The sequence below is a fragment of the Shewanella sp. MBTL60-007 genome (assembly GCF_019654915.1).
GTDB lineage: Bacteria > Pseudomonadota > Gammaproteobacteria > Enterobacterales > Shewanellaceae > Shewanella.
The window spans coordinates 58,151-83,941 of the sequence record NZ_BPET01000015.1 but is presented as its reverse complement, the minus strand read 5'-3'; the positions used below and the strand labels follow the sequence as shown (position 1 = coordinate 83,941).

The following is a 25,791-nucleotide window of genomic DNA, read 5'->3' as shown; positions in this document are numbered from 1 at the left end:
TTTTGTTCTTAATTGAGGCAATAAGGTAGCAAACTTTTCACAATACAGCAGCAAAACACTACCAAATAAGTGGTTAGCAAATGTGTTTATCCCCTTAAGTAATATTAAGCAAAACTTGCTTAGTTTCCGCTAATTAATAACTGCTAAGCTTAAAGTTAGTGCTTTGACTATATGAGGTATTAATGCCAAGAGAGTATGTCCGTCCATCACAAAAAGATGACATTCGCGTTAATCGCGCTTTAGGAAACATGCCTAAAGTTCATGCGGAAAGTTATTCTGAAACCCAATTACTCTATCTTAGGCGAGCATTAATGAATAACCGCTGGCAGAAACATATGATTGATAATCGTGGCAGTTTCTATCTTCCCTTTATTGGCTGGCGTTTTTTCTATGTCTTCCTGCTTGGACGCAATAAACGTGCATACAGTCGTAAAGAGAAGCAACTTTCCTTGGCCCTTTTCCTGCTCAGTATTGTTGCGTTTATCTTAATGTCTGTAGCCTTGGGGTTGCTTCTACTCTATTTGCTAAAATCTATGTTAGGTATCGACCTGTTTGAGGGGACTTCCCTTGGGGTTGGGGACTGGTTCAAATCGCTTTAATGGTGAGGCACTTTAACAATTAAAAATAGAATAAAGCCCGCAATGGCGGGCTTTATTCTGTGCGTTAATCGACGTTTTATACCAATCACTGCGAGCGAGATAGCAATTAATGACCCGACATCACCGCTTTGCGTAACTTAAGAAACCTCTCATTAAGCGGGTGAGTCGTCTGTAGCAACTGCGGTGCTTGCTCTGCCAACTGCTGAAGCAAGTCATAAGCTTCTGCGATCTCTTTGTCTCGGATAAGTTGCTCGATATTATCCAGTTGCGCCGTTAAATCAGCATCCACAGGAGCACTGTTCTGCACAGCCTGAATAACGTTGTCATCCAATTGCTCAGCCATTTGCTTAGGCGCGTCCATCGAGCGCATCATCTGTGGCTTAGGCGGAGATGACATCATCACGGGTTCCCCTTGCTCTAATACATCACCACTTTTCATCGCAGGGTTTATCACAAACAGAGTCACAACGACTAAGACCGAGGCGGCAGATGACAATGGCCAGCGATATTTACGCCAAAAAGATTGACTCTGAACAGGCTTAGCGACTCGACTACGCGCCATATTTAAGATCTGCTCATCGAGCTCTGTTGAGGGCTGCTCTTTATCAATTTTTTGATAAAGCGACTTAATTTCATCCTCTACTGCTTCATGCTCTTTATCTGTCATGCTCAGCTCCTTGCCATTTCAAGTCAACGCAATCCTTAAGCCCCTTATAGGCGTAGCGAATACGGCTTTTCGTCGCTTCTAGGGTTGCTCCTGCAATATCGGCGATAATCGCTGCAGTAAAGCCCATCTCGACATTAAGCAAAAATGCCTCTTTTTGCACTTGTGGCAAATTGGCCACACAGCCTTTAAGCAGCGTTGACTTTTGTCTATCTAACTCCTGCTCTTCAGGGTTAAAGTCATCATTACTGAATTGAGCCTCTGTATCTTGCTCAGGTTCAAACACCTCAGTGAAACTATTCACAGGCTTAACGGCTCTTACGTGGTCGACGATCAGGTTATGAGCGATTCGATACAACCAAGTGGTAAATTTAGCGCTGGTTTCATAACTGCTGGCTGCCTTTATCACTCGGCTCCAGGTCTCTTGATAGAGATCTTCTGCTAACTGTTGATCATAGATTTGACGAACGAAGTATCGGTATAGCGGACCTTTATGCTTACGGTACAGTAACTCAAACGCTTGAGCACTACCGGCTGCATATTGCAACATCAAGGCTTGATCTGAATCGACCTCATTGGACGGTTCGACTGAGGGCAAAGGCTGCTCCACGGTATCTTCCTTAGCTAATAAATTTTACACATTATCGACCGCTAAGCTTTGTATAGTTTAACTTAGATTGCAAGTGCTTAGGTCACGGGCTGAGTATTAGACTGGTAGCGAGAATTTACAGTAAAAAAGGAGGAGCAAAAATTTGAAGCGGCAAGAGGCTGCAAAACTTTCTGCAAATTGCTTGAACAGCTTTCCTCATAAAAAATGCCACCTAAATAATTATCTAGGCGGCATTTGATATTGACTGGCCAAGGGCCAGTTAAATTAAGCTAATTTAGCTTGTAGAGCAGCATCTTTAGCTTGAACGGCTTCAGCAGACTTAGCGCGCTCTTCTTTTACGGCTGCAGCAAGTGCATCATCGCCAACGGCTAGCATTTGAGCTGCTAGGTAACCCGCATTTTTAGCGCCAGCACTACCGATAGCAACAGTTGCTACAGGAACGCCGCCAGGCATCATAACGGTAGATAGAAGTGCATCGTGACCTTGTAGTGGACCACAATCAACTGGAACACCGATTACTGGACGAGTAGTGATACCCGCAACAGCACCGGCTAAGTGCGCAGCAAGACCTGCAGCACAAATAAAGACTTTACAACCACGCGCTTCAGCATCAGTAACATAGGCATGCGTAGCAGCAGGCGTACGGTGCGCAGAAGTTACCTTTGCTTCAAAGTTGATTTCGAATGTTTTAAGCACATCGAGGGTGGCTTGCATTGTAGGCAGATCTGAATCAGATCCCATTAATACTGCAACAAATGGTTTGCTCATTTTAAGTCCTTGCGTAGGGCGGTACATTATTATATTTGCGCGCATTATAATGAAATTTAGCGCACTTAGTAAACAGGCTTCCCCCAAGCCTGCGGCGCAATTATCCCTAAGGTTGGCCTCAACTGCAAATAACTTATTAATACATATGTATAACAAACCAGTAAAATTACACTGGTTTAATTGAACTCACGAAAGCGACTTCACTGTTAAGCCAGTTATGCTAGGGGCTTCGACAAATGTAACCCAGCTCTCATAATCAAGAATCACTGCAACAACTAAACTCTCATCTGGCTCGGATTTTGGTATAGTTATCGACTTTTCAAGTTATTTTTATCATTAAAATTAACATGATAAGTTTTCAAGTAGCTAATAAAAACTAAACGCTGGCACCTTTTGGGATCTGCCCATTTAAGTATCAGCCTTATTTAACGAATAAAGATAATCATGCTACCCATCAAAGATAGTTTAAAAAGAGAGATGATTGACTCACTAGGCCTAAAAACTCACCTTGTGCTTTTAGGCGTACCTATATTCTTACTGCTTACCTCTTGGGAAGGCTTACTCAATATTAGTGCCCCTTACAATCTTGTTATGGTTGTCTGCATTTATCTGTTCGGTTATGCCCTGAGCTATTACTTTCATCAGTGTCGCCTAAATCGGCTCTGGAGCCACTTGCAACAGGTGATCCATCTAAATAATACAACCTTCGATCTGATGAACAGCGCCAACCGATATCAAGACGAATCCAAGTTTTTAAATGCCTTATTAAGCAAAGCCGTTAATGGTGTTCAAGCCGCCGAGATGGGCTCTATTATCAGAGTCATACCCGACACCGATGAACTTTACTTTGAATCTACCATAGGTATTGATATCGAAAAGCTTAGAAAAATAAACTTTAATCTTAGCCAGTCCTTCGAATATCGGTTTTCTAAAGGCATCTGCGATCGAGTTGTATTGATTGATAATATGGCCAATATTAATGGCCATAGCACTCTCACACCTGAGGACCAAGAGGCACTATTAACCGCACCACTATCACCGATAAAGTCAACGCTATCGAGTCCAATTCATATCGAAGGTAAGCTTTATGGCATGCTTAACCTAGACAGCTCAAAAGTGAATGCCTTTAGCCATTACGATAGAAACCTCGCGGCGGTCTTGACCCATGAGGCAGCTAATGCCATCGCTCTTTATCAAAAGTCGCACCAAATTTATCAACTGGCAAACTTCGATAGCTTAACCGAACTATATAATCGCCAACACTTTGAGTCCGCTGAGAAAGAGTGGCAAATCAATAGTACTTTAGGCAGTTACTTAGTCATTTTGGACTTAGATAACTTAAAAACAATCAATGATAACGCGGGGCATCAAGCGGGAGACAAGGCGTTAAAAAGTCTCGCCTCAGCGCTAAAGCAGCAATGGCACCCAAAGCATCTAGTGGCGCGTTATGGCGGGGATGAGTTTATCGCTCTGTGTTACGGTCCCATATGCGAAATAGAGGATGATCTTAATCGGATCCAGCAAATTCTAGCAGCGCAGTACTCGCAGGAGAAAACTGCAGGAAGGCAAGCGATTGAAGTTAAGTTTAGCTTTGGCATCGCTAGCTACAGCCGTGGTTGGAGTCGATGCTTTAAAATCGCTGATGACAACATGTATCAACAGAAACGGAAAAAACAACGAGTATCGCTTAAAGAGTAAAGCTAATAAAAAAGCCTCTACATTTGTAGAGGCTTTTTAGCAGTCTTTCAAAAAAAGAGGTTTCTAACCAAAAAAGAGTCGCCATAGCCAAGAGGAATCTAAATCCTCCTGACACTGTCTGTACTGTGCAGCATAGCGTTTAGAACGAGCATCAACCTTACCTGCCACCTTAATTAACCAAGCCTTCTGGTTGTAGGTTTTGCGTTGGTATCCCCCCCAGCCTTCATGATAATTGAGGTATTGATTACGGGCATCCCACTTAGATACACCATTGATCTTGTGAGTTTTGTAGATAAACCAACCCATAAAATCCATGGCATCATCGAAGTTACTACGGCTCGACCAAGAGTTACCCGTCTCCCTCACGTAATCATCCCATGTCATAGTCTTAGCCTGAGCATAGCCATAGGCATCACTGGCACGTCCGATGGGAATAAAACCTAGAAAGTATTCCATTGGCGGCGCCGCATTATGTTTAAAGGAACTTTCTTGATACATCATGGCTAAGGGCACATGTACCGGGACGCCCCACTTCTCACGGGTATTTTTAGCGGCACTATACCAAGAACGGTTTTCGGTGTAGATCGAGCATAGGTTCTCGGGATCTTTTGGCGGAGGAGTTGCACACCCAGTCAACAGTGTTGCCAGAATAACAGTCGCAAATAATGCAGGCCATTTCATATAAAACAGTACCAATAGACAATAATAGCAAAGCGTTAGTGTCACACTGATAGGCTAAAGATGCAATTAAGCGTTTAGGGAATTGTGTTATAAATCAACTAGGGGAGAGATGGAACAAACCAGCTATAACTCTGGCGTAAATTCACAATCATGGGCTTCTTGTTGCCACACTTCAGGCTGCCAAAAGCCACTATCATTGCCCCGATACACCTTGTCGGTATTAAATTTTGCACCTATGTGATAGCGCTGATTATGCACAACATTAATCGTAAGCTGTTTAGGCGTGCGAGCGCTAAGTTTGACTTTCAGCTTGGGGGCATCGATTAACTCGGCAACCGTAAAGGTGTGCTCGCCGATACTCAGGCGGTAATTAGGCTGTGAAATAACAGGTTTACCATCGAGATGGGTCACAACTACGCGGTAAATATCGGCCTCACGGTCGGGCTCCATATAAGTCGCAACAATACCACACTGGTTAGCGGTATCGGGTTGTGAAGCACATCCCGATACTATCAATAGTAATGCAGTAATGCCGAGTACACTTTTGAAGCCCTGCATCATAGCAACTATACCTTGAAGTAATCTGCTAAGTATTGCTCGAAACTGACACTAGGCTGCGCCTCTAGCTGAGCCTGTTTCTCAAGTGATTCAACAGCGTCTTGCTGGTATCGCTTATCGATATGCTCTGCTAGCGGATAAGCTTTCAACTGCTGATGATACTGCTCAGCAAGCTCCAGCACCCATTGACTGTGCTCCACCTGCTCATTCTTTAAGCCTTGCATGATTTTGCCAGACAGCGTCTCGTCAGGATTATCGACCGCTTTATGCCACTTAGCCAATGCGACTTGATAGTCATCACTGCCATCATCATCGAGTAGTTGCGCAATGGCCTTTAAGTCGGTGAATAAGTTCTCTAACCAGCTTGCAAGTGCAACCTGCTCACCGTTTCGCGCCAGCATGAGTCCCGGCTTACGCCCCTCTAATACTACTGACTTAAGGTTAGCTGCAATTTCGACCTCTTCGTCGGCATCCGATGCGTGCGATGGCTGCAGCAGACAATTCAACAAAAACAGATCTAAGAAGCGGATCTGTGACTTTTCGATGCCAACAGCGCTATATGGGTTAACATCTAACGCCCTCACTTCAATATATTCGACACCAGCACGGGCAAGTGACTCCGATGGCTTCTCATTCCCCTTAGCCACACGCTTCGCACGAATAGGAGAATAGAATTCATTTTCTATTTGTAAGATATTGTCATTCAACTGACGGTATTCACCATCCACCTTCACGCCAATTTTGGCAAAGTTTGCCGACGGCATATTGATCGCCGCTTGCATACCCGTTAAATAATCACTAAGACTGTTATAACTGATATTTAAGTTATCTTGCTCTTGGTTGGTATAACCTAGGTCACTCATACGCAATGAGGTTGCATAAGGCAGGTACAAGGTGCCATTACCAATCACCTCAAATGGGAAATTACTGGTTTTGGGATCCTGAATAAAGGTGCTACACAGAGCAGGAGACGCCCCAAATAGATAGGGTAACACCCACACTAAGCGGCGGTAGTTACGAATAAGGCCAAAATAAGACTCAGAAATAAATTCTTCTAAACTTAAAGATTTATCCGATAGCTCATATAAGCTGTCCCAGAGCTGATCCGACACAGAAAAATTAAAATGCACACCTGAGATGATCTGCATTTGTGCGCCATATCGATAAGTTAAACCCTTACGATATAAACGCTTCATTTGACCAGTGTTAGAGCTGCCGTAGTCGGCAATTGGAATATCAGCACCATCGCCTAAATAGCAGGGCATACTCACAGGCCATAAACGTTGGCCATTGAGGTGACGCACGCTGTAGGCGTGGGTCTGAGTAAGATCGTCTACGAGTTCATCGATATCATTAAAAACTGGCGTAATAAACTCAAGCAAGGATTCACTGTAATCTGTGGTGATCCGCGAATTCGTCAACGCTGAGCCCAATGCTTTTGGATGTTTATCCAACGCCAAATGACCTGACTTTTCAATTCTTAACGCTTCACGCTCAATGCCTCTCTGCATCGATTTTAGCGCTTGTCGACTTGCCGGATCCGACAACTTACCAACTAATTCATTGAAAGATTTCAATATACTATTCTCTAGTGCGTGACTCTAACCTTATAGCTTGCCTGTTAGACCCGCTATAGCTTGCTTAAATTTCAAGTCGAACCAAATTCGCGTTTATTAACACCAGCCTAATAAACGATGAGATGGTGCCATAATCATGACACCATCTTTAAGATATATGGCCGAGCTGAGTCTTTTACAACTGTAAAATTTTAATTGGATAACCAAGTGTCGATAAATCAGACTCAATTTTAGCGCGATCACCTACAACTAAAATCACCATGTCATCAATACTCAACTGCTCTTTAGCCAATTTATTCAACTCATTACGGCTGATATTATTGGTGATAGCACTCTGCTGCTCACTAAAATTATCGTCCAAATTATAGCGCTGAATATTACGCATTAAGCCTGCTTTTTGATATGGCGTCTCATAATCGAGTGCTTTTGACTGTGAGATCGAGCTCTTCATGAAGTCTAACTCTTTCTCTGTCATTCCCGATTCTTGAAATGCATTAATCTCTTTTATAAATTCAATTAACGCCTCTGTTGTCACATCACTGCGCACACTTGCCGTAGCTTGATAGAAGCCTGCCTCAGGGCCACCAGAGAAATAACTTCTCGCACCATAGGTATAACCTTTATCTTCACGTAGATTCAGGTTAATGCGACTGTTGAACGCGCCACCTAACGGGTAGTTCATCAAATAAGATTTAAAGTACTCACCCGTGGCATCGAAGGGCAACGCACGCTTACCAATCTTGATCACCGACTGCGCTGCATCGGGCTTATCAAGAATAAAGATCTTACCACTTTGAAACTCTGGTAACTGGGCTAGCTCTGGCAGCGGTGTTGCCGCCCCTTTCCAATTTTCGAGACCCGAAAGTTTACTCAACATCTGAGGTTCATTGAGGTTACCCACTGCGACAATTTGCGCATTCCCCGCCGTATATTGCTGCTTATAGAAAGCTTTAATATCATCGAGAGTGATTGCTGATACCGTTGCGAGCGATCCACCACTGCTAACACCAAAAGGGCTCTTATCGCCATATAGCAAGCCACTAAATGCTATGTTTGCCAAATAGTTTGGCTCGGTTAGCTCACGCTGCAAATGCTGCAACTTTTGCTGTTTGACTCGCTCAAAGTCAGCCGGCTTGAAACCTGGCTCAAATAGCTTTTCCTGCACAATAGCCATCGTCTTATCGAGATTCGCGGTTAATGACGAGATCTTCACCTGACTTTGATAGCCACTGGCACTAAAGCTCACGTTACTGCCAAGCATCTCTAACGCTTGAGTTAACTCTTCGGCGCTACGCTTCAGGCTCGACTCATTCATCATCGCTGCCGTCATGGCCGCTAGTCCTGCTTGGTTAACATCGAGCAATCGATGCCCACCGTTTAGATAGATCACTACCTCAACCGTCGGTGTCTCACTGGTTTCGGTACCTATCACCTCGATATCATTGGCAAGTTTACCTTGCCAAAGCTCAGGCATGGTCAACACGGGAGCGGGACCTGTTGCCGGGATAACACTTCTATCGAATGATGAAACAATCTGCGGCGCAGCGGCTAGCTCCTCTACTGCAACCTTAGCAACCTTCTCCACTGGTGCAACGAAATTATCGGCCTTAGCGATAAGGTTTGTTTGTCCCTGAGGCACAACACTCATCACCACCATCGGCTTATCTTTTATGTACTTGTTAAATACCCGCATCACATCTTCTTTAGTGACATTGGCATAACGAGCCAGATCGAAACCAATCATATTCGGGTTATTAGAGAAGGTCTGGTTGAAGGCAAGGCTTGAGACCTTTCCTTGCACGCTTTGCAGACCAAAGATGGTTCCCGCCTCGAAGTTAACCTTTACTTTCTCAAGATCGTCGTCTGTCACGCCACGCTTCTCAAACTCTTTAATCGAGTCACGCATAGCCTGTTCGAGTTCAGCCAAGTTGCCGCCTCTTGCGGGGTTAGCTAATGCATACATGGAAAACTGACAGGCTAACTCTTGGCAAGGATGACTTACCCCGGCTTGTACTGCGAGACCATCTTTAACTAAGTTTTTATAAAAAAGTGAGGTTTTACCGCCACCTAAAATATTTGACAGTAGATCCAGTGCGGCTTCATCTTCATGACGCGCATAAACCGTCGGCATACCAATTCTAAGTAGTGGTAAATGTACCCGATCTTCCATCGACAAGTAACGAGTCTCATCGAGGGTCACTAACTCTTTTTTCGGTGCATCGACTTTAGGGCCTGATGGGATCTCACCAAAATACTTGTTCACCCACGCGAGTGTTTGCATCTCATCGAAGTCACCGCCTATGGTTAAGGTGGCGTTATTTGGACCATACCAACGCTGGAAGAAATGCTTAACGTCTTCCACATCGGCACGATTTAGATCCTCTGGCCAACCGATAACAGGCCAAGAATATGGATGCCCCTGAGGATAAAATGCTTGATTAAAGCGCTCTCCCATACGTCCATAAGGACGATTATCAATCCGCTGTGCACGCTCATTCTTAACCGTCTCACGCTGGACTTCAAACTTCTCTTCGGTCAATGCGGGGAGGAAGAAGCCCATACGGTCAGATTCCAGCCACAGCATTTTCTCAAGCTGATTATTAGGTACGGTTTCAAAGTAATTGGTTCGGTCAGTATTGGTGGTGCCGTTTAACGTCCCCCCCGCTTCAGTGACCATCTTAAAATGTTGCTCATCACCGACGTTTTGTGAACCTTGGAACATCATATGTTCAAAAAGGTGAGCAAAACCGGAGCGCCCTTCTAGCTCTCGGCCTGAACCAACGTGATAGGTCACATCAACATGGACTAAAGGATCGGAGTGATCTTCGTGCAAGATGACAGTTAAGCCATTGGCCAACTGGTATTTACGGTAAGGGATCCCTACCTGTTCGCCACTGAAACTAACTGTTTCTAGTAACGTAACTCCTTGCGGCAAAGAGGTTTCACTCTGTTGCTGTCCTGCGCAACCCATTAATGCAGCACTAACGGCTACAGCTAATATCCATTTCTTCAATGACTTTCTCCTTTATCCAACTGCTAACTTGTCTAACATTAGCCATGTTGTTGATTATTCCAGCTAGTATTACCTACAACAGATAAAACAACCAGCACTGAAACCTGAATTAATTTGCAATCAAACCTGTGGTTTTTTATAACAATAAACCACAAGTAAACGTGATTACTATCGACTATCGCGGTTTGAAGTAAGTTCCTTAGCTTGTGAATTAATAGATTTTTTTACACTTCCACAGCCAACAACCCTACAATGTTGCAACACGGTTAAAAATTAAAGTTATTAAAACATTCTCTCTTATCACAATAAGTTATAACCAAATAGGTTTGTGATGCAAGTGTGTCTATCTATAGAATGAACAGCAATTAAATAAGTAATTGGTAACAATTGCCTAAAACTAATACTGGAGTGAACAAAGATTCACCCGTAAAGTAACTTGATAAAAATTAAATAATTGGAATTCGATAATGTGGCAAGCGATTAAAAACATCCCATTTTGGCAGAAGGTTTTAGCGGCCTTTATATTGGGCGCTGGTGTGGGTGTCATTTTCGGTGAGTCGGCAACGGTATTAAAGCCACTTGGCGATCTATTTATCAGTGCGATTAAGATGTTAGTTGCACCACTAATTTTCTGTGCCATCGTTGTCAGTATCACCTCTTTAGGCTCTGAAGTGAGCCTAAAACGATTAAGCTTTAAAACCTTAGCCATGTTTATGCTGACTGGCACTATCGCATCGCTTATCGGACTAACCATAGGCTCAGTAATCGATATGGGCGGCTCGATGGAGTTAGCCGCTACAGAAGTTCGCGAGCGCAATGTACCCGGTTTCGCTCAAGTGTTACTCGATATGATCCCTGTGAATCCATTCGCCTCTCTTGCTGAGGGAAAGGTGCTGCAGATCATCATCTTCGCTGCGCTAGTGGGTATCGCAATCAATAAGGTAGGCGAAAAAGCACAGCCACTTAAGCGCACTATCGAAGCGGGTGCAGAGGTAATGTTCCAGCTCACTCGCATGGTACTGCAACTTACCCCTATCGGTGTATTTGGTCTAATGGCTTGGGTTGTTGGTGAGTACGGTCTTTCAACACTACTGCCACTGGGTAAGTTTATTGGTGCTATTTACCTTGCAGCCCTTATCCATATCATCTTTGTTTACGGCGGCTTGATTAAGTTTGCCGCTAAGCTAAGCCCTGTGCAATTTTTCCGTAAAGCTGTACCTGCACAAATCGTGGCATTTACCACAGCATCAAGCTTTGGCACCCTGCCAGCAAGTACCCGTTGTACAGAGTCGATGGGAGTATCTAAGCGTTATGGTGCATTCGTGCTGCCGCTGGGTGCGACCATGAATATGGATGGTTGTGGCGGTATTTACCCTGCAATTGCGGCTATCTTTATCGCGCAGATCTACGGTATCCCGTTGGATATGACTGACTATATGTTGATTGCAGTAACAGCAACGGTTGCTTCTGTCGGTACGGCGGGCGTCCCCGGTAGTGCCATGGTGATGCTAACCGTCACCTTAGGCGTTGTCGGCTTGCCACTTGAGGGCATCGCATTTATCGCTGCAGTTGACCGTATTATCGATATGATCCGCACCGCGACTAACGTCACTGGCGATATGATGACTGCGGTAGTCATCGGTAAGTCAGAAGGCCAACTAGATGAGGCGCAGTTTTATACTCAGGAGAATGGCACACTAGAGCAGGCCAGAAGCTAAACACCGTCATTTACTGAATAAAAAGGCCGCAATTGCGGCCTTTTTAATTTATACTTTTCAATATTATACTGGGTAACTAAGTTATTTAAGGAGTGGCTGGATATGACAAAACTCTTCATTCTTCCAATACTGCTTTCACTGGCATGGGCGCTTTTTCTTAACTATAACGGTGTACCATTAAAGCAGGGAAAGACGGGGTTTCTCTATATCATCGGCATCAGCCTGACCATAATTTTTGCCCTTACCTTTTTACTTTGGTTAACTGCGGGTCAAAATGTTCGTAATTAATAAAACAAACTTCAGCACGAGCAATTTTAGCTAAAACAGATTGAGGTAAGTAAGCGCATACGAAATACCAATGGGCTTAACATAGTATGTTAAGCCCATTGCCAATTAACGCTGCTATTGGCTTTTTCCTGTCAATGTTAATAGTGGAGAGTACAAATCTGGCCGCCTATCCCTAAATAGTCCCCAGCTATAACGTGCGAGCTGAGTTGCTTGAAGATCGATCTCTGCATAGATAACCTCCTCATGATCACGACTCGCTTCTGCTAGTAACTCTCCCGTGTGATCAGTGATAAAAGAGGAACCATAAAATCGTGTTTCAACTCCATCATCGGTTTCAACACCCGTACGGTTAGCCGCAATCACTGGTACTAAATTTGCGGCGGCATGACCTTGCATAGTACGCTGCCAATGTCCTTTTGAATCTAGACTTGGATCTTGAGGCTCTGAACCAATAGCGGTGGGATAGAATATTGCCTCGGCCCCCGCCAGAGTCAGACTGCGAGCTAACTCAGGAAACCATTGGTCCCAGCAGATCCCCGCCCCAAATCGACCGTAGCGGGTGTCCCACACTTTAAATCCTGTATCACCCGGGCTAAAGTAGTACTTCTCACTATAACCAGGCCCATCGGGAATATGCGACTTACGATAATTATCTAAAATCGAGCCGTCAGCATCTATCATCACCAATGAATTAAAGAAGTTATTGCCCGACTTTTCGAAGTAACTAATAGGTAAAACCACTTGTAAAGATTTTGCCAAATTACTCATTTTTTGGATTAAGCTGCTACTCTCCAACTCAGTTGCTAATTCAAAATATTTGGCATTTTGTTGCTTACAAAAGTAAGGTGCAGCGAATAACTCCTGAAGCAGGATGACTTGCGCCCCATTAGCTGCGGCCTCTTTTATCTTTTCAGTTGCCTTAGAAAGATTATGTTCAAGGTCCCAATTAATGGTGAGTTGGATAGCTGCAAACTTGACAAGTTTTGACATGCAAAGCCCCTTTTCTTTAATCATAATAATATGGTGCGAGCTACAAAGAGGGCTCAAAGTGAACCCTTCAATCGGAAGGTGTTAACGGTTATTGGCCTGTCTTGACACGAGTCCACATGCGATTCATTGCCCGTTCAAACTTCAGACTACGTCCCTTATCAGCGAAAAGGTTATTTAAAGTTTTTTCATCGGGATAAATGCCTGGATGGGAGGTAATTTGGCTATCGATATATTGCTGAGAGTCTGCATTTGCATTGGCATACCAGACGTAATTTGAGATCTCAGCAATAACCTTAGGCTCTAGAATATGATCCAAAAAAGCATAGGCCGCATCAACATTTTTAGAGTCAACAGTGATATTAAAGGTATCTGCCCAACCTTGTGCCCCCTCTTTTGGGATCACATAGTCGACATTTACCCCATTGTTAGCCTCAAGGGCTCTATTTGCAGCCATAAACACATCACCACTCCACCCCATAGCTAAACAGATATTGCCACTTGCAAGGTCGGTAACGTAAGAAGAACTATGAAAGTAGGTAATATAAGGGCGTATAGCCAAAAGTCGTTCCTCAACCAAGGCGAGATCCTCTAAACTCTGTGAATTAGGATCCTTACCTAGATACTTCAGCATGGCACTCACGACTTCGCTTGGCGCGTCAACCATGGCTACACCACACTCGGTAAACTTTGAAACCATATCGGCTTGAAATAGAAGGTCCCAGGTATTGACGGGAGTATCTCCTATTATTTCAGCGGCGTTATCTGTGTTATAACCAATACCCGTTGTGCCCCACATGTACGGAACGGCATACTTATTACCTTCATCAAAAGAATTAACGATGTTCAAGACCTTAGGATCGAGGTGATGATAGTTCTTCAAACGACTCTTATCTAAAGGCTGAAATACTCCAACCTTAATCTGTCGCTGTAGAAATGAGCCTGAAGACACCACAAGATCGTAGCCCGTCTTTCCCAGTAATAGTTTGGTTTCAGCAAGTTCTTGGGAATCATAAACATCGTAATTTACTTTAATCCCAGTTTTTGCTTCAAATGAGGCAATTGCTGCGTCACTTATATAATCTGACCAGTTATAAATATTCAGGGTGCCCTGTGCCGATACCGAGCCCGTAAATAGTGCTAATGTCATTAATAACATTTTAGATTGGTTATTCATCTTGTCTCCCCCTATCCTGATATGGTTTTGTTCACACGTTGATATGCTTTATGAGGTAATACCTGCATACTGGGGCTGAGTTATACAGGCAACATTACCTCCCCCCAGTAAAATTTCACGGGCATTTTGAATAGCGATAACCTTATGCTTGGGAAAAAGCTCTCGTAATATCGCTTGGGCAGGCTCGTCCATAGGATCGTCGTAAGCGGGAACCATGATCACCGAGTTTCCTACGTAGTAATTGATATAAGAAGCGCAGATTTTAGTGCCTACAACACGGCTATGGGTCCCCTGTGCCACGTCCAGTCCCGAGGCTTCTTCCTCCGTCCATTCCAATGCCTTAGGTTGAGGCATTTTATGGATCTTAATCTTTCGCCCCCTAGCATCGGTGCTCCGACTTAAGATCTCATACGCTTCTTGATAAATTTCATACTGTGGGTCGCTGCTATCATCAGTCCACTGCAGCAATAACTCTCCTGGTGCAATCCAACAAGCAAGGTCATCGATATGACCGTCAGTCTCATCGAACTTGCAGCCACGGGGTAACCAAATGATTTTTTCTACTCCCATGTAATCTCTTAGTTCCTGCTCAACTGCCGCCTTACCAAGATGACCATTTCGGTTAACGTTCAACAAGCATTGTTCGGTAGTAAGTAAAGTGCCTTGGCCATCGCATTGGATCCCCCCCATTTCCGCAATGAGCGATGAGCGATAACGGTCAAAGTTTTCTATTTCTAGGATTTTCTGCGCGATTTTCTCATCTTTATCCCAAGGAAAATAAAGGCCACCATTTAAACCGCCGTAAGCGTTGAACGCCCAGTCCGTGCCTCTAACGTCACCTTTATCATTGACGAGAAAAGCACATGCAGAATCCCTAAACCATGCGTCATTAGTGCTCATCTCCACGACTCGAACCGTTTCAGGCAACATATTGCGTGCATTCTCATACTGGGACTGAGACACACACACAGTCACCTGCTCACTCGAGGAAATAGCGGTGCAGATCTCAACCCAAACTTTCTGAGCTGGTTTAGCGCCATTGCGCCAAACATCGCTGCGCTCAGGCCAACCTAACCAACAGCCCTTTTTAGGTTCAAATTCGCCAGGCATTCGAAAACCGTCTTCTCGTGGAGTGGAGCTTAATGTTCGTGACATAGACCTAACCTTGTGTTTATTTGATTTGATATATCCAAACCTAACGAGATAAAAATGGAGGGTCTACTGAGAAAAGTTATCTAGATTGGTTAGCTTTATTCACAAGTAATAGCTGTATTTACTTATTAATCGTAAAATCATAGAGAAAAACTCACCTTATGACGCTAACGGCAAGTAAAGTGGTTTAATAGCAATTAGTATAAAGATTTGCTCACTGAGCGAGAGATTAGTAGTGATGAGGCAAGCTGAAGCTAGCGCAGATTTACCAACTAATTCGAAGAGGATTCTGTGCTGAACTTATTATTGATTTGAGTCAGTAGCCAGTTGATAAAAGTCATGAGTTTTACATCACCTTTTTTTCGCTTTTCAGCAACTAAATAATAGTTACCTAACGAGGGAACACTTTGTTCAAAAGGCCTAACCAACTTGCCACTTTCTAGCTCTGTACTCGCAGTAAAATTATCACCGATTGCCACCCCATACCCCGCAATTGCAGCCTCTAGAGACAATCCCGCATGAGCAAAGTTTAAGTTTTGTGGCGTATTTAAGATATGTGGCGCATGGGCTCCAAGCCAAGTCGCCCAAGTCTTACCATCTTGATCGTCGTGTAATAGACGCTGCGCACTTAAATCTAAAGGTAGACCCCCCTCTTGTTTTGCATCTAAACCCGAATTTTTATCGAGCTGGAGCAGCTTGGGGCTACACACAGGAAAAAACTCCATCCCTTTAATCGGTGTAACCCAGTAACGATTCCAGTCGGCATCACCAGCACCGTAGATAATCGAAAGATCTGCCTGAGGATTGATGTTCGTTTCATCGCTTGTGTGAACTAATAGACTGACATCGATTGAAGGGTAACGGATTGCAAAATCACCGATCTGTTTTATCAGCCACTTAGAGGAGAGTTCTGGAGGAGCTGAAATAACTAAACGACCACTTAACCCTGGCTCAACTGCTTTTTCACAGGCTTGACCTATGATATCGAAAGCCTCCTGTATTGCCGGTAATAAGTTGGCCCCCGACTGAGTCAATTTGGCGTTACGTCCCTGCTTCTCAAACAATTTAATCCCTAAAGCATCTTCTAATGTCTTCACTTGATGACTAATCGCGCTGTGGGTAACGCAGAGTTCATCGGCAGCACGAGAAAAATGCTCATGCCTAGCTGCAGACTCGAATGCTCTCAAAGGATTTAACGGCGGAAGACGTCGCATAAGCTAATAATCTTGTTGGTGAAATAAGTAACTAAATTAGACTATGTCAGAACAAATAAAATTAACAGCGACAATTGATCATGACTAAATAAAAATCCCGCATCAGAATACTGAATACGGGATCATACCAATTAACCAAGTACAGCCAGTAAAACACCTGCTGCGACCGCACTGCCTAATACCCCGGCAACGTTTGGTCCCATAGCGTGCATCAACAAGAAGTTTTGGTTATTAGCTTCAAGACCGACCTTATTCACCACTCGCGCCGCCATAGGCACGGCAGAGACACCTGCAGCTCCAAGCAGTGGGTTGATCTTACCGCCTGAAAGCTTGCTCATCAGCTTGGCCATTAACACACCCGCTGCAGTACCAATAGAGAAGGCAACAGCACCAAGAACCAAGATCCCTAAGGTTTCCATTTGCAGAAACTGTTCAGCAGAGAGCTTTGAACCTACAGCAAGACCTAAGAAAATAGTCACTATGTTGATAAGCTCATTCTGGGCAGTGCTCGATAACCTATCGACCACACCCGACTCTTTCATCAAGTTACCTAGGCAGAACATACCCACCAGTGGAGTGGCTGCAGGCAGGAACAAGATGGTTAAACCTAACACCATCATAGGAAAGATGATCTTTTCCTTCTTGCTCACCTCACGTAACTGCTCCATCTTAATTTTGCGCTCAGACTCTGTTGTCAGCAAACGCATAATAGGTGGCTGGATCAGTGGTACCAATGCCATATAAGAATAAGCGGCTACCGCAATGGCTCCGAGCAAGTCTGGCGCTAACTTAGACGCCAAGAAGATGGCCGTTGGTCCATCTGCACCACCAATGATGGCAATAGCCGCCGCATCGGTCATTGAGAACTCAAAGCCTGGCACCCAGTTAAGTGCAATCGCGCCGATTAAGGTGGCGAAAATACCAAACTGAGCCGCAGCACCAAGCAACAACATCTTAGGGTTAGCGATGAGCGCGCCAAAGTCAGTTAGTGCACCGACCCCCATAAAGATGAGCAAGGGAAATACACCTGTTTCAATGCCAACATAGTAAGCAAAATAGAGCAGGCCCCCTTCCTCAGTAAATCCACCATTAGGGATGTTAGCCAATATAGCCCCAAAGCCAATCGGTAACAGCAGTAATGGCTCAAACTTCTTTGCGATTGCTAAATATAATAACAAGCAACCTACACCCATCATTAGCACTTGGCCTGAGGTAAAGTTGGCAATGCCAGACTCAGACCAAAACGCGATTAATCCTTCCATGATGACCCCTAAGCTAATGCCAACAATTGGCTACCCGCTGCTACAGCGTCACCTTCTTTAACCCAAACCTTAGAGATTACTCCATCGGCCTCAGCACGAACTTCGGTTTCCATCTTCATCGCTTCGAGGATTATCACCACATCCCCCTCTTTAACACTATCGCCAGGCGATACATGTACTTTAAAGATATTGCCTGACAGAGGCGCATTCTGCTCATGCTTAACCGCAGACAGATCCACCACAGGTGCCGCTTGTACAGGAGCAGTAAACGGCACCACATTTTCAGTAGGTGTGATCTGGCTGATATCGCCACCTTCGGCAACCTCAACCACAAAGCTCTGTCCTTGAACGGTAACCGTATAAGTTTCTGGACCCTGCTTATTGGCTGCTGCAATCTCCGCTTGTTTAGCCTGCTCTAATGCTTTAGCAGCCACTTCCGGCTTTGGTTCAAACGCATCGGGGTTATTGCGATTACTAAGGAATTTAAGACCAATCTGTGGAAATAGCGCATAGGTCAGAACGTCATCATCGAGCTCTTCAGCCAGCGTAATGCCCTCAGCGGCGGCTTTCTCTTTTAGCTCTAAGCGTAATTTCTCTAACTCAGATTCGAGCAGATCTGCTGGACGGCAGGTAATCGCTTCGCGACCAGCGAGAACTCGCTGCTGCAGTTCAGTATTTACAGGGGCTGGAGTCGCACCATATTCGCCTTTGAGTACCCCTTCGGTTTCTTTGGTAAGCGACTTATAACGCTCGCCTGTCAGTACGTTAATCACTGATTGGGTGCCGACAATTTGTGACGTTGGTGTCACTAATGGTAAGAAACCTAAGTCTTCACGTACACGAGGGATCTCCTCAAGCACTAGGTCTAACTTATCTGCAGCGCCCTGCTCTTTAAGCTGGCTCTCCATGTTAGTAAGCATGCCACCTGGCACTTGAGCACGAAGAATACGTGAATCGATGCCTTTTAGCTCGCCTTCGAAAGCTGCATACTTCTTACGAACGGTTCTAAAATAGGCCGCGATCTCTTCTAGCAACGCCATATCATAGCCCGTTGCTCTTTCGGTTCCCTCTACCATAGCAACCAAGGTTTCTGTTGCGCTGTGACCATATGTCTGACTCATTGAAGAGATTGCCGTATCGAGTACATCGATGCCTGCTTCAATAGCTTTTTGATAGGTTGCCGTGCTCAGACCTGTGGTCGCATGACAATGTAGAGACAAAACTAGGTCGGTTTGTGATTTGATCTGGCTGATCAGTTCGAATGCTTCAAACGGCTTTAAAAGCCCTGCCATATCTTTAATGCATAATGAGTGACAGCCCATATCTTCGATACGCTTAGCCATGTCGACCCAAGTATCTAAGTTATGTACAGGGCTAGTAGTATAAGACAATGTGCCTTGCGCATGTCCGCCAACATCAATGACAGATTTAACTGCGGTTTCGAGGTTACGCACATCGTTCATGGCATCAAATACCCTGAATACATCGACGCCATTGGTATGTGCCCGCTCAACAAAACGGTGAACTAAATCATCAGCGTAATGGCGATAACCTAATAGGTTTTGGCCACGTAGCAACATCTGTTGGGGTGTATTTGGCATCACCTTCTTCAATTCACGAATGCGCTCCCAAGGATCTTCACCCAAATAACGAATACAGGAATCAAATGTCGCGCCGCCCCACGATTCAATAGACCATAGGCCGACTTTATCCAGTAGTGGCGCTATAGGTAACATATCTTCGGTACGCAAACGAGTAGCGAGAATAGATTGGTGTGCGTCCCTTAAGGCGACATCAGTTAAAGCCAATGGCTTGCTCATACAAAAACTCCCTACTTTTATTATGCTTTTTTACGGTGCTGATGAATTGCAGCAGTAATTACCGCGGCCATTAACGGGCTCACGGCGGATTGACTCGATTGCGGTTGACTATCGGTAACAGGGCTATCGCACTTAGGCGTAGGCCCAAACTGTCGAGCAACCAATTTCATCACAACAATAAGAATACTGAGAAAAACAAATACTAGTGACATGCCTAGTATCATGATCCCCAATGCGTCATATAACTGCTCAGATATTGAAGCCATCTCTTCCTCTCATTGGTATGAAGTTGTGAATATAATTGAAACTTTAGAAATAAATATTCACTACTTATTCACACACTATGCAATTTATTCCATTCATTTCAGGTACAGGTTTACTGTCAAAGGGCTAGTACCGACTTTAACAATAACTAATTTATAACAAAGTAGCGAACCAGTTGTAAATTGGTCATACCATAAAAACAATTATTAACTGGCAACGACTATTAAAAACACATTAAAACAAGGCTAAAACTGAACATACGATAATGAACAGAGTTAAACAGCGACTATTTCAAATTTAACAGCCTATTTACGGAAAAATGAATTCAGAAAAAAGAACAGATATTGCCAAAACAAACCGAAATGAAATTTTATGCAATCCTCAACATGGGTTTCTGGCATGGTTTTTAGGCAACGTCTGTGAACATAGAACTGTAGTTATGAATAAGAAGACCGTCACATGCCAGCGCAAGAGAAAGACACTGAAGGTACTGTTGAACGCGATAAGAGACGAAAAGAGATAGATGTTATACAAGCCGTTTAAAACGCTGTATTAGAGCGAGTATAAACCAAGAGCAGCAGCGTCAGATCGACTTATAACCTATTCATCTGGGTTGTCATATGAGAAGTGTTAGTGGCGAGAGAAGTCGTAACTCCTACACAGCTTGAGTAAATCACAGGTACAAAAAAACCGCACTAGGTGCGGTTATTTTGTATGAATGGCGGAGAAGGAGGGATTCGAACCCTCGATGGGAGTTAAAGCCCATACTCCCTTAGCAGGGGAGCGCCTTCGGCCACTCGGCCACCTCTCCGGCAAAACATGGTGCGCGTGGGAGGATTCGAACCTCCGACCGCCTGGTTCGTAGCCAGGTACTCTATCCAGCTGAGCTACACGCGCAAACTCGGTACAATCTAAATCTAACAGGTTTTATATGGTGCGGATGGGAGGATTCGAACCTCCGACCGCCTGGTTCGTAGCCAGGTACTCTATCCAGCTGAGCTACATCCGCTCATATAAAACTTTCACAATCATTCTGAGGACAAAAAACCGCAACATAGTTGCGGTTTTTTGTTCGAATGATGGCGGAGAAGGAGGGATTCGAACCCTCGATGGGAGTTAAAGCCCATACTCCCTTAGCAGGGGAGCGCCTTCGGCCACTCGGCCACCTCTCCGTCAAAACATGGTGCGCGTGGGAGGATTCGAACCTCCGACCGCCTGGTTCGTAGCCAGGTACTCTATCCAGCTGAGCTACACGCGCAAAATTCGGTACTATTTCATATGGTGCGGATGGGAGGATTCGAACCTCCGACCGCCTGGTTCGTAGCCAGGTACTCTATCCAGCTGAGCTACATCCGCTCATATAAAATATCTGCGGTAAACTGATTCTATGGTGCGGATGGGAGGATTCGAACCTCCGACCGCCTGGTTCGTAGCCAGGTACTCTATCCAGCTGAGCTACATCCGCGCATATAGAATGTTTACTGCTATAAATGATTTAATGGTGCGGATGGGAGGATTCGAACCTCCGACCGCCTGGTTCGTAGCCAGGTACTCTATCCAGCTGAGCTACATCCGCTCATCAAAACATTTATCACATCAATAGAAATGGTGCGGATGGGAGGATTCGAACCTCCGACCGCCTGGTTCGTAGCCAGGTACTCTATCCAGCTGAGCTACATCCGCATCGTTGTCTATTGTAAGAAATGGCGGAGAAGGAGGGATTCGAACCCTCGATGGGAGTTAAAGCCCATACTCCCTTAGCAGGGGAGCGCCTTCGGCCACTCGGCCACCTCTCCGTTTCTTGGCGCACATATTACTGTCTGCCGAAAATAAGTCAAACCCTTTTTAAGAAACCATTTCCGTTTGAGCTGTTTTTAAGCATCTTGTCTGCATAACAGTCTAACCTGCCGCTTAAAGCCGTTTATTTCAGCATATTATTTAGGATTAAATAACTCCAGATAATAGAAAAGCCAGTTATTTACTGGTTTTTTATTGGTGCTCAATGAGGCTTAAGTGACCCATTCAGCTCAAAAGTAACCGCCATCGAGAAGCGTACCTGACTTTTTAGGCTGAATAGGCAGGCAAATCTCATCATAGTAGAGAAACTTCTGCTTTGGGAATGAATGCTGAAGCACAACTCAAAAATCTATTCACACCGGCGCCTAAAACCCAAAAATAAAAAAGCCAGTTAAAAACTGGCTTCTAAAATTCTTAAGTGATCCATTCAGATCAAAAGTTACCGCCTTCTGACGGCGTACCTGACTTTTCAGACTGAATGCGCTGGTAAATCTCTTCACGATGTACAGAGACTTCTTTAGGTGCATTTACACCAATTCTTACTTGGTTACCTTTAACGCCTAATACAGTGACAGTTACTTCGTCACCAATCATCAGTGTTTCACCAACACGACGAGTCAATATTAGCATTACTTGCTCCTTTAGTTCCTAGTTCTGCTTTATACGGCATAATTCCGTTATATTTGTATTATAAGGTTAGCTTAGTACAAATTAACAGTATTCTATTAGAAAAGCGTCAAATAATTACACCTTTTTTCGTATTAAATCACAGTTATTTGCCTGAAACCTTTTTAACCATATTAAGAATGATCTTTACTCGATAACTGCAGTATCAAGCATTGACATTAAACTAACATGAAAGCGTATATTCCCCAAACCTGACGCCACATTGTCGATACTTTAATCAAACAAATAGCCATTTTCTTGGTGTTGGTTTATCCCTTTGATGATATTTTCGGCTAACTAATGAAGTTCTATGGTGAAGTAAAACTACAACTGAAGATACAGCGCCCTCTTCTCTTAAAACTAACCATTTTGTTTATTTCATAAAAAAACGCCCATCAAGGGCGTTTTTTTATCTGTTTATCACTAATGCTTAAGCAAGCTTAGCTGAGATCCATGGAATAACTTGCTCTAAGGCACCATCAAGGTTCTCTGGTTGGCTACCGCCAGCTTGAGCCATATCAGGACGTCCACCACCTTTACCGCCAACTTGCGCTGCGATAGAAGCAACCAACTCACCGGCTTTAACCTTGCCAGTAAGATCTTTCGTGACGCCAGCTATCAGATTCACTTTAGCATCACCCGCAATCGCTAGTACCACAATACCAGACTGTAGCTTCTGCTTAAGCTCATCTTGCAAACCGCGTAGTGCGCCCGCATCAACGCCCTCTAACTTCTTCACAAGGACTTTAACGCCATTAACGTCAACGGCGTCTCCTGCAAGATCAGCACTGGTCGCTGCAGCCAACTTATCTTTTAACTGAGATAACTCTTTTTCAAGTAACTTAGTCTTATCAAGCTGAGCTTTTAGCTTAGCCACGACTGAAGCGCTATCGCCTTTCAATAGTGCAGCCGCTTCTTCAAGCTGTGCTTGCTGCTTGGCAACATAAGCCATCGCCGCTGCGCCTGTTACCGCCTCAATACGACGTACGCCTGCTGCGATACCGCCCTCAGAAGTGATCTTAAATAAACCTATATCACCAGTACGGCCTACGTGAGTACCACCACATAGTTCGATAGAGAAATCCCCCATAGTAACAACACGTACTTCTGAATCGTATTTCTCACCAAATAGTGCCATAGCACCTTTCTCTTTGGCGGTTTCGATATCCATCACTTCTGCAGTCAGTTCGTGGTTACGGCGAATTTGGGTATTCACTAACTCTTCTACTTCTTTTAGCTCGCTGGCTTTAACACCTTCAAAGTGAGAGAAGTCAAAACGTAGACGCTCAGGATCAACCAAAGAACCTTTCTGAGTCACATGTGTCCCTAACACTTGGCGAAGCGCCGCATGAAGAAGGTGAGTCACCGAGTGGTTTAGTTCTGTTCTATGACGAAGTTTCTTATCAACATTCGCAGACAATGCTTGGCCAGCTTTGATTTCACCAGTGATAACGCGTCCGATATGACCAATCGCTTGACCATACTTCTGTGTGTCAGTCACAGCAAACTCGATACCATCAGCTATCAGTACACCTTTGTCACCACACTGACCGCCTGACTCACCATAAAATGGTGTGCTATCTAGAACGATAACCGCTTCTTCGCCAGCAGCGATAGACTCAATAGCATCGCCCGCTTTATAAATTGCAGACACGACAGCCTTATCGTTCAGCTCAGTGTAACCGGTAAAGCTGCTTTGCTCGTCAATCTTAAGACCTTCGTTATAGTCAGTATCGAATTGACCGGCAGCTTGTGCACGCTTACGCTGTTCCGCCATAGCGGCTTCAAAACCCGCCTCATCAACTGTGATATCACGCTCACGACAAACGTCAGCAGTCAAATCGACAGGGAAACCATAGGTGTCGTAAAGCTTAAATGCAGTTTCGCCATCTAACTCTTTGCTTGTTAGTTCATTTAGCGCCGCATCTAAAATACCTAGGCCGCGTTCTAGTGTACGAGCAAACTGCTCCTCTTCCGCTTTTAGTGATTTCTCAACGATAGCCTGAGTCTCTTGCAAGCCTTTAGCTGCATCGCCCATCACTTCGATCAAAGTTGGCACTAATTTATAGAAGAAGCTATCGGTTGCACCAAGCTTGTTACCGTGACGCACGGCGCGGCGGATAATACGACGAAGTACATAACCACGACCTTCATTAGAAGGCATCACACCATCTGCCACTAGGAATGCGCACGAGCGAATGTGGTCTGCGATCACGCGCAAAGATTTATTTTCAAGATCCGTTACGCCAAGAATAGATGCCGTCTTCTTAATCAAAGCTTGGAAAATATCAATTTCGTAGTTTGAGTGTACGCCCTGCATAATCGCTGCAATACGCTCAATACCCATACCCGTATCAACCGATGGCTTGGGTAGTGGCTTCATTTCACCGTCAGCTTGACGGTTATACTGCATAAATACGATGTTCCAGATCTCGATAAAGCGGTCGCCATCTTCTTCAGGCGTGCCAGGACGTCCACCCCAGATATGATCGCCGTGATCATAGAAGATCTCTGTACAAGGACCACATGGACCTGTATCGCCCATCTGCCAGAAGTTATCAGAGGCGTATGGTGCACCTTTGTTGTCGCCAATGCGGATAACATTTTCTGCTGCGACACCAATTTTTTGAGTCCAAAGATCAAACGCTTCGTCATCGGTTTCATAAATCGTGACGCAAAGACGCTCTTTCGGTAGCTTTAGCTCTTCAGTAAGGAAAGTCCAAGCAAAACGAATCGCGTCTTCTTTAAAGTAATCACCAAAGCTGAAGTTACCCAACATTTCAAAAAAAGTATGATGACGTGCTGTGTAGCCAACGTTGTCTAAGTCATTGTGCTTTCCGCCCGCACGAACGCAGCGCTGTGAAGAGGTTGCTCTTGTGTAATTACGCTTATCAGCCCCCAAAAACACATCTTTAAACTGGTTCATACCCGCATTGGTAAACAGTAGAGTCGGATCGTTCCCTGGAACGAGTGAGCTACTATCAACGACCTGGTGACCATTTGTGCGGAAATATTCCAAAAAAGCACTTCGCAGTGCCGCAGTGGTTTGATACATGAAACCGTCCTGAATTAGGTTGAGCAAATAGCCCTAAAGAGCTGAGTGATAAATTTTTATGGATAGCATTATAAGCAGAGTCATGCCCAACAACCAGCCCTGTTAATGCAAAACTGCGTGAGGAGCATAAATTAACAGCCTAAAACGCGATAGCGACTAACTGAGGGATATTAAATAGTGGCTTACTATTGGAGAAAACCTGATGAATTTAGGCTATACAGCC

General features: G+C 44.5%; 20 protein-coding genes and 10 tRNA genes. 4 read left to right on the top strand and 26 right to left on the bottom strand.

Going from position 1 to position 25,791, the window contains the following annotated elements; all coding sequences use genetic code 11:
- Positions 1 to 182: 182 nt before the first annotated feature.
- Complete coding sequence (locus K5Q92_RS07425; RefSeq protein WP_220768370.1) at positions 183 to 599, top strand: hypothetical protein; 417 nt, start codon at positions 183 to 185, stop codon at positions 597 to 599.
- Between the two features lie 106 nt (positions 600 to 705).
- On the opposite strand, the gene K5Q92_RS07420 is transcribed toward K5Q92_RS07425, so the two are convergent.
- The 3 genes from K5Q92_RS07420 to purE all read right to left on the bottom strand — a co-directional run bounded on the left by K5Q92_RS07420 (position 706) and on the right by purE (position 2,641).
- Entirely contained in the window at positions 706 to 1,266 is a 561-nt protein-coding gene (locus K5Q92_RS07420; RefSeq protein WP_220768369.1) for a hypothetical protein, read from the bottom strand.
- Positions 1,256 to 1,813, bottom strand: a complete 558-nt coding sequence (locus K5Q92_RS07415) for a sigma-70 family RNA polymerase sigma factor (protein WP_220768385.1) — start codon at positions 1,811 to 1,813, stop codon at positions 1,256 to 1,258. The genes K5Q92_RS07420 and K5Q92_RS07415 overlap by 11 nt, the downstream gene beginning before the upstream one ends.
- A 324-nt stretch (positions 1,814 to 2,137) precedes the next feature.
- On the bottom strand, positions 2,138 to 2,641 hold the full coding sequence (gene purE, locus K5Q92_RS07410; protein ID WP_220768368.1) for a 5-(carboxyamino)imidazole ribonucleotide mutase: 504 nt from the start codon (positions 2,639 to 2,641) through the stop codon (positions 2,138 to 2,140).
- A 444-nt stretch (positions 2,642 to 3,085) separates the two neighbouring features.
- On the opposite strand from purE, the gene K5Q92_RS07405 reads away from it, so the two are divergent.
- The gene (locus K5Q92_RS07405) at positions 3,086 to 4,339 is read left to right on the top strand and encodes a sensor domain-containing diguanylate cyclase (protein WP_220768367.1); all 1,254 of its coding nucleotides are present in this window, start codon (positions 3,086 to 3,088) and stop codon (positions 4,337 to 4,339) included.
- A gap of 63 nt (positions 4,340 to 4,402) precedes the next feature.
- Here the strand turns inward: K5Q92_RS07405 and K5Q92_RS07400 are convergent, their stop codons facing one another.
- The 4 genes from K5Q92_RS07400 to K5Q92_RS07385 form a co-directional block, all read right to left on the bottom strand.
- Positions 4,403 to 5,020: a hypothetical protein gene (locus K5Q92_RS07400; protein WP_220768366.1), complete on the bottom strand. Its 618-nt coding sequence runs from the start codon at positions 5,018 to 5,020 to the stop codon at positions 4,403 to 4,405.
- Between the two features lie 123 nt (positions 5,021 to 5,143).
- Positions 5,144 to 5,578 carry a hypothetical protein gene (locus K5Q92_RS07395; RefSeq protein WP_220768384.1) on the bottom strand — a complete coding sequence of 145 codons (435 nt, stop codon included), beginning with the start codon at positions 5,576 to 5,578 and terminating at the stop codon, positions 5,144 to 5,146.
- A gap of 8 nt (positions 5,579 to 5,586) precedes the next feature.
- The gene (gene gshA, locus K5Q92_RS07390) at positions 5,587 to 7,155 is read right to left on the bottom strand and encodes a glutamate--cysteine ligase (RefSeq protein ID WP_220768365.1); all 1,569 of its coding nucleotides are present in this window, start codon (positions 7,153 to 7,155) and stop codon (positions 5,587 to 5,589) included.
- A gap of 175 nt (positions 7,156 to 7,330) precedes the next feature.
- Positions 7,331 to 10,168, bottom strand: coding sequence for a pitrilysin family protein (locus tag K5Q92_RS07385; protein WP_220768364.1), 2,838 nt, complete (start codon positions 10,166 to 10,168; stop codon positions 7,331 to 7,333).
- Positions 10,169 to 10,635: 467 nt separating this feature from the next.
- Here K5Q92_RS07385 and K5Q92_RS07380 point away from each other — a divergent pair, with 467 nt between their 5' ends.
- Together K5Q92_RS07380 and K5Q92_RS07375 are read left to right on the top strand one after the other, a co-directional pair.
- Complete coding sequence (locus tag K5Q92_RS07380) at positions 10,636 to 11,886, top strand: dicarboxylate/amino acid:cation symporter (protein ID WP_275660467.1); 1,251 nt, start codon at positions 10,636 to 10,638, stop codon at positions 11,884 to 11,886.
- Between the two features lie 102 nt (positions 11,887 to 11,988).
- The gene (locus K5Q92_RS07375) at positions 11,989 to 12,174 is read left to right on the top strand and encodes a hypothetical protein (protein WP_220768363.1); all 186 of its coding nucleotides are present in this window, start codon (positions 11,989 to 11,991) and stop codon (positions 12,172 to 12,174) included.
- A 114-nt stretch (positions 12,175 to 12,288) separates the two neighbouring features.
- Here the strand turns inward: K5Q92_RS07375 and aguB are convergent, their stop codons facing one another.
- The 19 genes from aguB to alaS form a co-directional block, all read right to left on the bottom strand.
- Positions 12,289 to 13,164, bottom strand: a complete 876-nt coding sequence (gene aguB, locus K5Q92_RS07370) for an N-carbamoylputrescine amidase (protein WP_220768362.1) — start codon at positions 13,162 to 13,164, stop codon at positions 12,289 to 12,291.
- An 88-nt stretch (positions 13,165 to 13,252) separates the two neighbouring features.
- The gene (locus tag K5Q92_RS07365) at positions 13,253 to 14,338 is read right to left on the bottom strand and encodes a polyamine ABC transporter substrate-binding protein (RefSeq protein WP_220768361.1); all 1,086 of its coding nucleotides are present in this window, start codon (positions 14,336 to 14,338) and stop codon (positions 13,253 to 13,255) included.
- Between the two features lie 48 nt (positions 14,339 to 14,386).
- Entirely contained in the window at positions 14,387 to 15,493 is a 1,107-nt protein-coding gene (gene aguA, locus K5Q92_RS07360) for an agmatine deiminase (protein WP_220768360.1), read from the bottom strand.
- A gap of 269 nt (positions 15,494 to 15,762) precedes the next feature.
- Positions 15,763 to 16,704 carry a LysR substrate-binding domain-containing protein gene (locus tag K5Q92_RS07355; RefSeq protein WP_220768359.1) on the bottom strand — a complete coding sequence of 314 codons (942 nt, stop codon included), beginning with the start codon at positions 16,702 to 16,704 and terminating at the stop codon, positions 15,763 to 15,765.
- A 131-nt stretch (positions 16,705 to 16,835) separates the two neighbouring features.
- Entirely contained in the window at positions 16,836 to 17,966 is a 1,131-nt protein-coding gene (locus K5Q92_RS07350) for a sodium ion-translocating decarboxylase subunit beta (RefSeq protein ID WP_220768358.1), read from the bottom strand.
- A gap of 8 nt (positions 17,967 to 17,974) precedes the next feature.
- Positions 17,975 to 19,786: a sodium-extruding oxaloacetate decarboxylase subunit alpha gene (gene oadA / locus K5Q92_RS07345; protein WP_220768357.1), complete on the bottom strand. Its 1,812-nt coding sequence runs from the start codon at positions 19,784 to 19,786 to the stop codon at positions 17,975 to 17,977.
- Positions 19,787 to 19,806: 20 nt separating this feature from the next.
- A complete protein-coding gene (locus K5Q92_RS07340) occupies positions 19,807 to 20,052 on the bottom strand; it encodes an OadG family protein (RefSeq protein ID WP_220768356.1) in 246 nt (81 codons plus the stop codon).
- Positions 20,053 to 20,769: 717 nt separating this feature from the next.
- Positions 20,770 to 20,861 (bottom strand) — tRNA-Ser (locus K5Q92_RS07335).
- A 9-nt stretch (positions 20,862 to 20,870) separates the two neighbouring features.
- Positions 20,871 to 20,947 (bottom strand) — tRNA-Arg (locus tag K5Q92_RS07330).
- A gap of 35 nt (positions 20,948 to 20,982) precedes the next feature.
- Positions 20,983 to 21,059, bottom strand: a tRNA-Arg gene (locus tag K5Q92_RS07325).
- A gap of 71 nt (positions 21,060 to 21,130) precedes the next feature.
- A tRNA-Ser gene (locus K5Q92_RS07320) sits at positions 21,131 to 21,222 on the bottom strand.
- A 9-nt stretch (positions 21,223 to 21,231) separates the two neighbouring features.
- Positions 21,232 to 21,308, bottom strand: a tRNA-Arg gene (locus tag K5Q92_RS07315).
- A 21-nt stretch (positions 21,309 to 21,329) separates the two neighbouring features.
- A tRNA-Arg gene (locus K5Q92_RS07310) sits at positions 21,330 to 21,406 on the bottom strand.
- A 32-nt stretch (positions 21,407 to 21,438) separates the two neighbouring features.
- Positions 21,439 to 21,515: transfer RNA gene (locus K5Q92_RS07305), tRNA-Arg, on the bottom strand.
- A 34-nt stretch (positions 21,516 to 21,549) separates the two neighbouring features.
- Positions 21,550 to 21,626 (bottom strand) — tRNA-Arg (locus K5Q92_RS07300).
- A 30-nt stretch (positions 21,627 to 21,656) separates the two neighbouring features.
- A tRNA-Arg gene (locus K5Q92_RS07295) sits at positions 21,657 to 21,733 on the bottom strand.
- Between the two features lie 21 nt (positions 21,734 to 21,754).
- Positions 21,755 to 21,846 (bottom strand) — tRNA-Ser (locus tag K5Q92_RS07290).
- A gap of 433 nt (positions 21,847 to 22,279) precedes the next feature.
- Positions 22,280 to 22,477 carry a carbon storage regulator CsrA gene (gene csrA, locus K5Q92_RS07285; protein WP_006082602.1) on the bottom strand — a complete coding sequence of 66 codons (198 nt, stop codon included), beginning with the start codon at positions 22,475 to 22,477 and terminating at the stop codon, positions 22,280 to 22,282.
- 466 nt (positions 22,478 to 22,943) lie between these two features.
- The gene (gene alaS / locus K5Q92_RS07280) at positions 22,944 to 25,568 is read right to left on the bottom strand and encodes an alanine--tRNA ligase (RefSeq protein WP_220768355.1); all 2,625 of its coding nucleotides are present in this window, start codon (positions 25,566 to 25,568) and stop codon (positions 22,944 to 22,946) included.
- Positions 25,569 to 25,791: the final 223 nt, after the last annotated feature.